The following is an 8,041-nucleotide window of genomic DNA, read 5'->3' as shown; positions in this document are numbered from 1 at the left end:
GCGACAAAAAAGTAATTGGAAATCGCAACCTTCCGCAAAGCTGTGATTGGATTTTATACAAAGGATAATATCATGGTAATGTGCAGAAATTGAAAATTGAAAATCTTGCAGTCTTGTCAGGAAGGGGGGCTATCACCCTCCCCACGGAGGCTCGCGAGCTTCCCGCCGTCACTATGCATTTTTTCATGCGTGCAAGAAACAAAAAAAGGAGAAAAAAATGAAAAAAGTATGCATTAAGTGCCACCAAGAGAAAGAACTGAATGAAATTAACTTTTCAAAAAAGACGAAAAGTAAAACGGGCTTTGATAGTCGCTGTAAAGATTGTCGCAGAGAAATGAATAAACAGCGCTATGAAGCTAAGCGCAATAAAATACTGGAGCAAAAGAGACAATACTATCAACGGCGAAAAATCCGAAAAAATCGAGAAGCACAACAAGAAAAAGCTATCTAAATAAAAAAAGAGCAGTTTGCACGCTGCTCTTTGAAAGGTATTTTTGTATGGTGTCTGAATTTCAGAAAAAAGGAGGTACTACAATAATAGCATGAGCAAGAAAAAGCGTCAATTATAGGGAGTTAGATAGCAAACTAAAAAAGTCAGCTAGTGCTGACTCCTTGTGATGTAATAAACCCAAGACTATTATATCACAAGTGAGGGCAATTCATGGATAAAAAACGAATCAGAAAGCACGCCAGCCGAAAACTAAAAGAGTTTGAACGGTGGCAGAGAATCGCACAAGATGACAGCATACGCTACTCAGATGAATATATCCTACAGGCAGAACGGGGAGAATTTCAACCCGTGGAGCGTTTGGAGATTAACAGGGAGACGGCACGGCAGGAATTGAACGCAATCAAGTCAGCCATTAACTCAATCAGCGACATCAGACTAAGGCAGATACTAATATCGAACTATCTGGAACGCAAGACAGTTGAGCAGGTACGGCAGACGATTAAAAGCAAGTATCAGCCCTATGAAGCCATCAAAAAAAGCCAATACAACAATTTAAAAAATACCGCTCTTCTTGCTTTTGCTAAGCAATACAGGAATGGAATACTTGAAACGTTGTGAGGTTGAAAATTTGGCGGGTTTTAGCCGTTTTATTAGTTTGTGCGATAAAATAACCACGGACAGACTAAAAGCCCTTAGAAGCGATTTTAGAGAGGGCAATATTTTAATAGCTTTTAATATTTACAATTGATAACTTTTAAGTTATAATAAAGATAGGAGTCAACAAAATGAATGAGATTTATTTTTACAGGGATAAAAACGGAAAAGAGCCTGTACTCGATTACATGCGTGAACTTGCCAGCCAAAAGAGTAAGGACAGCCGTATCAAACTAAACAAAATACAGGACTATATTCAAGTTCTTAGCTTGCACGGAACAAGAGCAGGCGATCCATTTATAAAGCACTTAGACGGGGACATTTGGGAATTGAGACCGCTAAGGGATAGAATTTTATTCGTAGCGTGGACTGGTGAAAGTTTTGTACTACTCCATCATTTTATGAAAAAGACCCAAAAGACACCACGCAGAGAGATCGAACAAGCAAAACGAGAATTGAAAGAGATAAAAGAAAGAGGACTAGACCATGAAAAATAGTGCAATTGGGAGCAGTTGGGAAGATGTACAAAAAGAATTATTTACAACTGAGGAAATCAACGAAAGCATTCTCAGGGTTGCTATCATGAGTGAATTGATTGAAGCGAGAAATGAAAAGGGAATTAGCCAAAAGAAACTTGAAGAGATGAGCGGGGTAAGTCAGCCAGTTATCGCTAGAATGGAGACAGGAAAAACAAGCCCCCAACTTGATACCGTTTTGAAGGTTTTGGCGAGTCTTGGAAAGACCTTGGCAGTTGTACCGCTTGAAGCAGATAAGAAATTACAAGCCTAGCCATCGCCGGGCTTTTTAGATACAGTAGAATACACTAGAATACAGTAAAATTTGCTATAATAGACTTATCAGCAATCAAAAAAGCGTAGCTGATCACTACGCTAGTTTCTTGCCTGCTGAACTCGTGAAAATTTGTTCACCTTTTTTAAAATTTTGGGCTTATCAACCTTGATTTGATAGGCTTTTTTTATCAAAAATTTGTTCACCTTTTTGTGGACTTTCTGGGGAAATCTATGACAATCTATGGAAATGCGTTTTTTTAAAAAGTCAGTAATATCAAGGGTTTTGGGGGTCTATGGCAATCTATGGAAATGCTCAAATATTATTCTCAAAATTCATACTCCTATCATATCAAAAAACATCATTTTTTGCTAGACAGGGGAAAAGAATATGAAAAGTCGTGACCAGCTGTCGTCGTGACCGTCACAAGAAGCCAGCCTTTTTCAGCATGATAGTGGGAGTTCCCTTTAGAAAATTGGAGATTTCCTTGCACATCAGTCTTTTTAGGAGCATCTTCGATTGTTGACTCTTCTAGCTTTTCATGACTTTTCATTTTAGAGAGAGAAGAGATCTTTTCTGGATTTTGCTTTATTTCAGGAGCTTCTTCCCCTTTGTCCTTTGTCTCAGATTGTTTCACCTCAACCTGAGAATTCGCAACCTTGCTAGTATCCTCCATTTCCTTACGAACCGTATCCTTAGTCAACTCTGCCATCAAATACGCTTCCGTTCCTTCACGATTAGCAAGAACAATGCGGCTTTCTGCTAACTGACAATGAAGGTAGAACTGCAAAAGCAAACTAAACACCGCTACCATCAGTAAAGCATACAGCATAACACCTGCCCTACTTCTCTTCTTCAAATTGATAAACAAAACTTCTCTCCAAACCATTTTCAAATACAAAATCAATCTGAACATACTGACTTTCTTGGTGGACAGTTGCAGAAGCCAACTGGTACAGCATCGGTTGATAACCACGACCACGGTCGTTTGTCTTACGAAAATCATCTGCCTTTGACTTTCCGAAGGACAATTGCTGACCTGATTTATCAACATATATCCGATTGTTTTCCACTTTGACCAGCCGAACGCCATCTAATTCCGAGCGGAACTGATCTACAAAAACCAGCCAGTCTTTCTCTATATTCGTCGTTTGATAGGCAATCTCTTGATGAATCAGCTTAGTCAATCCCTCAAAAACGAGTAATCCACCAGATAGGATCATCAGGGCAACTAAACACTCTAACAGGGTAAAACCCGCCACCTTACTCCTTCGCCACATGGAGCAGCTCCTTTCCATCATGGTACACCCAAATCTGCCGTTCGTCTCGTACGACCTCTACTGTCAACCCATTTAGACTAAAATGATCTTGCCTGGTTTGAACCGCCATTTTAGCAAGCGATAAAAGCTCCTGTTGCTGTATCTCTACCGCCCGCTGCCTGCGACTCTGCTGAATCCCTGATAGCAAAAGGCTTGTAATCATTGCAAAAATAGCAAGTGTCACCAAACTTTCCATTAGGATATACCCTTTACTCTTCTGTCTTTTTATAACGCCCACTCCCTAAATATAATTGATAACGCACTGTTTTCTGACCACTTAAAAACTGCAACTTTGCTAAGGAAGAATTTCCTCCATCTTTGTCAAAAACGACGGTTTGCTCAGTTTCTACTTGAACCGATTCTGGCAAATCAACACTTTGATAACCATTGGTTATTCGCTGAGACGTCACATCTAGTGAAACCGTCTGCTGAGACGAGACTGCCAACTTTTGGCTAGTTTTATAGAGTTGTTCAAATTCCAGAAAAAAGACCCGCTCCTCTACCTGTCGAAAAACCGAATGAACCGAACCAGACAAGGCAAGTGCTAGAAAGCTCACGATAAATAGAGTCAATAAACTCTCTAGCAAGGTGAAAGCCCTAAGGGTTGACCGCACTAGGTTTGTCTGTGTTCTTTGCAAAATATTCATTATAAGCTGCCGCCTGATCTTCTGAAATCATCCCTTCTGCTACCAGTTTTGCAACACTGGCTGTATCATTATGCTGTAACTCGTACAGTTCCGCTTGGCCTTCTACCACTTTAACAACCGCTGCATTTCCTTTTTCATGCACCGCTTCTTTTTGCTTACTCAAATTCGGCACAAATAGTAACAACAGCACACTAATCACTAATAGTACCACTAACATTTCCACCAGAGTAAAGGCTTTCGTTTTCATTTTCATCAATTTTTTCATCTTAAATCTCCATATTTTGATAAATCGGTAAAAGCATAGCCGCATAAATAAGGACAACGACCAACGCTACAAAAATAAAGACAAGCGGCTGAATCAACTGCATACTAGCATGTAACTTACTGAAGAAATTCTCCCAGCATTCATCCGCATAAATCGCCAACTCACGTCCCAATTTAGACTTCACTTGTCCATATTCAATAATCAAACTCAGTTCTCGTTTAAAGAAGGGGTATCGCTTAATTTGCTCTTCAAAAGAAATTCCATTGGACAAAGCTGCTTCCAAATCCTGGCCTAAAGTTCGAAAGAGAGCCGATTGTTGTTCTTGCATCAAACTCAAAATTTGTGTCATTTCCAATCCCTGACCGATCAAACTCCCCCATTCACGCGCATAATATGCGGTCAAGTACAATTGCACTAATTTACCAACAAAGGGTAATCTTGCTAATAAAGCAAAGACGCGGATTTTATTTGTCTTCCTATACCAAACTGTTGCTATTCCGACGAATACTAGGTTAGCAGCAACAGCTCCTAAAAAGATTGTCGGTAGATAATGAATGATGGTCGTTGCTAGATTTCCCTCTTCCAATTGTGGAAGTAGATAATTTTTTAACCCTAGCATAATCAATACTAAAAATCCCAACAAAATCAATGGATAGGTCGCTACTTCAATCAATTTTTTTCGAACCTTTGCAAGATTGGTTAAGTAAGCTTGGATATTCATTAAACTCAATTGAATATTGCCGTGTACTTCCGCTAGAGCGACTTGAGTTACAACTGCATCTGAGAACTTCAAATCCGCTAGCAAAGCCGCAAAGGATTTTCCAGCCAGCAAACCATCGGACATCTGATTCGTATACACATCAGCTAGCAATCGACTCCGTTTTAAGAAATCAACAATTTCTACCAAGTGAAAGCCACTCGAAAACAGATTAGTAAATAACTCAATAATTTTACGCTGACGTAGCAAAGACAATTTTTTCAGTTTCTGCTTGCCGAGGACTGATATGTCCTGCTGCAAGAAGGCTTTCAATTTGCTGATTCCACTGGTCTGCGGAATGGTTTTGGTAGTCCTTGTTCGCAAAATCAACAACACCTCCTCCCCCAATTAAACGTTGATAAGCAATTCCTTGCAAGGCGTGGCGCAATTCGCCTTCGCTCACCCCCAACTCTAGCATTCGGGCATAAACTCCAGCGATACTCTTGGCGTGAACCGTTGAAAAAATAGTGGCCCCTGTTAAGCTCGCTCGAATCACTGCTCGGGCTGTTTCTGTATCACGAATCTCCCCAATAATCAGTAAATCTGGCCGATGGCGCAAGGACAGTTTTATTAGATTATCATAGGTGGCTCCAATTGCTTCATTCAATTGCAATTGCAACATATCTTCCTGCTTAATTTCCACTGGATCTTCAATGGTTAGAATTTGCTGATTGGCGAATTTCAGCCTGGCAAGATGGTACATAAGCGTTGTCTTACCAGAGCCAACTGGACCCGAAAAAAGATAGAGCCCTCGTCCCTTGATTTCTTTTCCAATTCGTTCCGCAGCATCAAACCAGAATTTCAAATCGTGATCATTATCGTAGAGAAAACGGATTACCAGACTTTCCTTGCCACGATAGTCACCCACCGTCGAAAAGCGCAATGAAATCTGACCATTGCCATAATCATAATCACACGACCCTTGCTGACTGCGGCGCTTCTCCCCCACATTCATACCCGCAACGAACTTAAAATGGCTAATCAGAGCTGCATACTCCACCTCATCATAATCACCAATAAAACGGCGCTCATCCATAATCCGCTCATAGAGCTGGTAATGATCTGCCTTTGGAACCAAGTATAAGTCGCTGACCCGTTTTTCTACTGCTTGCTGTATCATTTCTTTTGCTAAATCTTGAATCATATTTCCTCCTCACTTTATCTATTCGCAATATTCTTTGTTTTTTCAAAAATTTTTACAAAAAGGCAACAAGTCACTCATTGTTTTGAGAAACTTCCTTTGGCATATTTACCAGATAAGTTAGTCATAAAAAACGTGAGAATATTCTGTCAAGTATTTTATCCCAAAGTAAAAGACCTAGGACGTACAAATCTTCCTAGATCTTTCTATCTTATATTTCCTTACTACGTTGAAGCGAGGCTAAAAACGTCCACTGGGCTTTCCGCTCTTTCTTATTTTTGGGAGCGAAGCTAAAATAGCCCACTGGACTTTCCGCTCTTTCTTGTTTTTGGGAGCGAAGCTAAAATAGCCCACTGGGCTATTTTACTCCTCCATAAAGCTGTTAAAGACTTCTTCAATCATATCCCATTCAGCAGTTGCATCTTCTGGGATTGGTTGGAGATCACCCTCTGTTCCGTTTTCATTTTCAATGTATGAATAGGCTTGGATTTCAACTTCTCCGTTTTCATCTTCTTCTGCGCTTGCAGGGATCAAGAGAACATAATTTTTACCAAATTCTTCTTGGCCATCAATTGTCAGAAGAATTTCAAATAAAGTTTCGTTCCCATTGTCATCTACTAGGGTGATAAATTCACGTTCTTCGTTATGATCGTGTTCGTGGTTATGTGCCATGTGTTACTCCTTAAAATGTTCTATCTAAATAATTTTGTAAAATAAGTTGTGCAGCTAACTTATCAATGACTTTTTTGCGCTTTCCTCTGCTGATATCTGCTTGTTCAATTAGCATACGCTCTGCGGCAACTGTTGTTAAGCGTTCGTCCTGATACTTGACTGGTAAGCCAAATAATGCTACTAATTGATCCCCATAGGCTTGACTCGCCTCAACACGAGGCCCACTCGTGTTATTCATGTTTTTAGGCAATCCTACTACAAATGCATCAACCTTATATTGGTTGACTAATTCTGTCAAGCGGTCAAATCCAAATTCGCCTTTTTCCTCGTCAATCGGAATGATTTCCAACCCTTGCGCTGTAAAACCAAGTGGGTCTGAAATCGCAACCCCGACTGTTTTAGAACCGACGTCTAATCCCATTATTCTCATCAGAGGTCAATCCCATTTCCCTTCAAGTAAAAACGAACTAATTCTTCGACAATTTCATCACGCTCATACTTCCGAATCCGATTGCGTGCATTGTTGTAACGAGGTATATAAGCTGGATCTCCACTCAGCACATAGCCCACAATTTGGTTGATAGGATTGTATCCTTTTTCATCCAAAGAACGATAGACATTGGTCAAGGTCTCGCTGATTTCCTGTTTATTGATATCATCTAACCGAAAACGAACAGTCTCTTCTGTGAATCCCATACTTACACCTTCTTTCTTTATTCTATTAGCTCTATTATAACATAATTGATACCTCTTTTCAATGTTTCAAGCTGAAATCACACGACAAACGCATGAAAACCTTCTCGAGATGTTTTTGTGTCCCAAAGTCATTTTTGAATTGAGAGATAAGTTTGATAATCATGATACTTAACCTACTTTCCAAATAATTGTGGTAAATAATCATCTAAATGGACAGAAATATACCGTTGTTTTCGGCGATAACTTAAATCGCTCTTCGGAAATTGAATGACTTTTAAAAAATATAGACACATCTTTCTTATAACATTGAGATTAAAGGCTGCTCGTTTATCCAATGTTTGATTGTGGTCTTCACGATAAACCACATCTAACAACCAATGTAGACTCTCAACCGACCAATGCCCCCGAACACACTGAGCAAATGTTTCTATAGGCTTCTTAAAGCTAATGATAAAATAACGTACTTCCTCTATTAGCTCACCATCTTTATCCAACGTATTCTTCGTCATGCCAATGCCACGTAACTTGTGCCATTTAGGATGGCGTTCAGATAACCATTTCACATCATATGAAACCCAATAATCACGGACTTCAATTTGTCCAATGTGCCTTCTCAACGGTTTGATAATGTTGGTCTTTCTTAGCCAACT

14 protein-coding genes and 1 pseudogene are annotated in these 8,041 nt (G+C 39.8%); 4 read left to right on the top strand and 11 right to left on the bottom strand.

Annotated elements, in window-relative coordinates:
- Positions 1-217 precede the first annotated feature (217 nt).
- The 4 genes from ABPH35_RS09740 (at position 218) to ABPH35_RS09725 (ending at position 1,894) form a co-directional block, all read left to right on the top strand.
- Positions 218-451: a hypothetical protein gene (locus ABPH35_RS09740; protein WP_368849781.1), complete on the top strand. Its 234-nt coding sequence runs from the start codon at positions 218-220 to the stop codon at positions 449-451.
- Between the two features lie 210 nt (positions 452-661).
- On the top strand, positions 662-1,069 hold the full coding sequence (locus tag ABPH35_RS09735; RefSeq protein WP_368849780.1) for an ArpU family phage packaging/lysis transcriptional regulator: 408 nt from the start codon (positions 662-664) through the stop codon (positions 1,067-1,069).
- A 167-nt stretch (positions 1,070-1,236) separates the two neighbouring features.
- Entirely contained in the window at positions 1,237-1,602 is a 366-nt protein-coding gene (locus ABPH35_RS09730; protein ID WP_349988830.1) for a type II toxin-antitoxin system RelE/ParE family toxin, read from the top strand.
- A complete protein-coding gene (locus ABPH35_RS09725) occupies positions 1,592-1,894 on the top strand; it encodes a helix-turn-helix domain-containing protein (RefSeq protein ID WP_349988829.1) in 303 nt (100 codons plus the stop codon). Before ABPH35_RS09730 ends, ABPH35_RS09725 begins: the two co-directional genes overlap by 11 nt.
- A gap of 361 nt (positions 1,895-2,255) precedes the next feature.
- On the opposite strand, the gene comGG is transcribed toward ABPH35_RS09725, so the two are convergent.
- The 11 genes and pseudogenes from comGG to ABPH35_RS09670 all read right to left on the bottom strand — a co-directional run.
- The gene (gene comGG / locus ABPH35_RS09720) at positions 2,256-2,765 is read right to left on the bottom strand and encodes a competence type IV pilus minor pilin ComGG (protein WP_349988828.1); all 510 of its coding nucleotides are present in this window, start codon (positions 2,763-2,765) and stop codon (positions 2,256-2,258) included.
- Positions 2,737-3,195: a competence type IV pilus minor pilin ComGF gene (comGF, locus tag ABPH35_RS09715; protein ID WP_368849779.1), complete on the bottom strand. Its 459-nt coding sequence runs from the start codon at positions 3,193-3,195 to the stop codon at positions 2,737-2,739. The genes comGG and comGF overlap by 29 nt, the downstream gene beginning before the upstream one ends.
- The gene (gene comGE / locus ABPH35_RS09710; protein ID WP_349989591.1) at positions 3,158-3,397 is read right to left on the bottom strand and encodes a competence type IV pilus minor pilin ComGE; all 240 of its coding nucleotides are present in this window, start codon (positions 3,395-3,397) and stop codon (positions 3,158-3,160) included. The genes comGF and comGE overlap by 38 nt, the downstream gene beginning before the upstream one ends.
- A gap of 25 nt (positions 3,398-3,422) precedes the next feature.
- Positions 3,423-3,860, bottom strand: a complete 438-nt coding sequence (comGD, locus tag ABPH35_RS09705; protein WP_349989592.1) for a competence type IV pilus minor pilin ComGD — start codon at positions 3,858-3,860, stop codon at positions 3,423-3,425.
- Positions 3,811-4,125 (bottom strand): competence type IV pilus major pilin ComGC, encoded by a 315-nt coding sequence (gene comGC, locus ABPH35_RS09700; RefSeq protein WP_349989593.1) that lies wholly within the window; start codon positions 4,123-4,125, stop codon positions 3,811-3,813. Before comGC ends, comGD begins: the two co-directional genes overlap by 50 nt.
- Position 4,126: 1 nt before the next feature.
- On the bottom strand, positions 4,127-5,155 hold the full coding sequence (gene comGB, locus ABPH35_RS09695) for a competence type IV pilus assembly protein ComGB (protein WP_349989597.1): 1,029 nt from the start codon (positions 5,153-5,155) through the stop codon (positions 4,127-4,129).
- The gene (gene comGA / locus ABPH35_RS09690) at positions 5,076-6,026 is read right to left on the bottom strand and encodes a competence type IV pilus ATPase ComGA (protein WP_368849778.1); all 951 of its coding nucleotides are present in this window, start codon (positions 6,024-6,026) and stop codon (positions 5,076-5,078) included. Before comGA ends, comGB begins: the two co-directional genes overlap by 80 nt.
- Positions 6,027-6,386: 360 nt before the next feature.
- Positions 6,387-6,695, bottom strand: a complete 309-nt coding sequence (locus ABPH35_RS09685) for a DUF1292 domain-containing protein (RefSeq protein ID WP_368849777.1) — start codon at positions 6,693-6,695, stop codon at positions 6,387-6,389.
- A gap of 10 nt (positions 6,696-6,705) precedes the next feature.
- Positions 6,706-7,125 carry a Holliday junction resolvase RuvX gene (ruvX, locus tag ABPH35_RS09680; protein ID WP_349989596.1) on the bottom strand — a complete coding sequence of 140 codons (420 nt, stop codon included), beginning with the start codon at positions 7,123-7,125 and terminating at the stop codon, positions 6,706-6,708.
- A complete protein-coding gene (locus tag ABPH35_RS09675; RefSeq protein WP_368849776.1) occupies positions 7,125-7,391 on the bottom strand; it encodes an IreB family regulatory phosphoprotein in 267 nt (88 codons plus the stop codon). Before ABPH35_RS09675 ends, ruvX begins: the two co-directional genes overlap by 1 nt.
- Positions 7,392-7,564: 173 nt before the next feature.
- Positions 7,565-8,041, bottom strand: a pseudogene (locus ABPH35_RS09670) (ISAs1 family transposase); the annotation flags it as partial.

It is taken from the genome of Streptococcus handemini (genome assembly GCF_040984445.1).
GTDB classification, from domain to species: domain Bacteria; phylum Bacillota; class Bacilli; order Lactobacillales; family Streptococcaceae; genus Streptococcus; species Streptococcus handemini.
Note: the sequence above shows the minus strand (reverse complement) of the source record. Positions and strands in the feature narration are given on the sequence as shown.

Excerpts from the sequence above, each read along its gene's own strand:
- ABPH35_RS09740 (WP_368849781.1), top strand. The coding sequence starts at position 218 with ATGAAAAAAGTATGCATTAAGTGCCACCAAGAGAAAGAACTGAATGAA.
- ABPH35_RS09735 (WP_368849780.1), top strand. The coding sequence starts at position 662 with ATGGATAAAAAACGAATCAGAAAGCACGCCAGCCGAAAACTAAAAGAG.
- ABPH35_RS09730 (WP_349988830.1), top strand. The coding sequence starts at position 1,237 with ATGAATGAGATTTATTTTTACAGGGATAAAAACGGAAAAGAGCCTGTA.
- ABPH35_RS09725 (WP_349988829.1), top strand. The coding sequence starts at position 1,592 with ATGAAAAATAGTGCAATTGGGAGCAGTTGGGAAGATGTACAAAAAGAA.
- comGF (WP_368849779.1), bottom strand. The coding sequence starts at position 3,195 with ATGATGGAAAGGAGCTGCTCCATGTGGCGAAGGAGTAAGGTGGCGGGT.
- comGD (WP_349989592.1), bottom strand. The coding sequence starts at position 3,860 with ATGAATATTTTGCAAAGAACACAGACAAACCTAGTGCGGTCAACCCTT.
- comGC (WP_349989593.1), bottom strand. The coding sequence starts at position 4,125 with ATGAAAAAATTGATGAAAATGAAAACGAAAGCCTTTACTCTGGTGGAA.
- comGA (WP_368849778.1), bottom strand. The coding sequence starts at position 6,026 with ATGATTCAAGATTTAGCAAAAGAAATGATACAGCAAGCAGTAGAAAAA.
- ABPH35_RS09685 (WP_368849777.1), bottom strand. The coding sequence starts at position 6,695 with ATGGCACATAACCACGAACACGATCATAACGAAGAACGTGAATTTATC.
- ruvX (WP_349989596.1), bottom strand. The coding sequence starts at position 7,125 with ATGAGAATAATGGGATTAGACGTCGGTTCTAAAACAGTCGGGGTTGCG.
- ABPH35_RS09675 (WP_368849776.1), bottom strand. The coding sequence starts at position 7,391 with ATGGGATTCACAGAAGAGACTGTTCGTTTTCGGTTAGATGATATCAAT.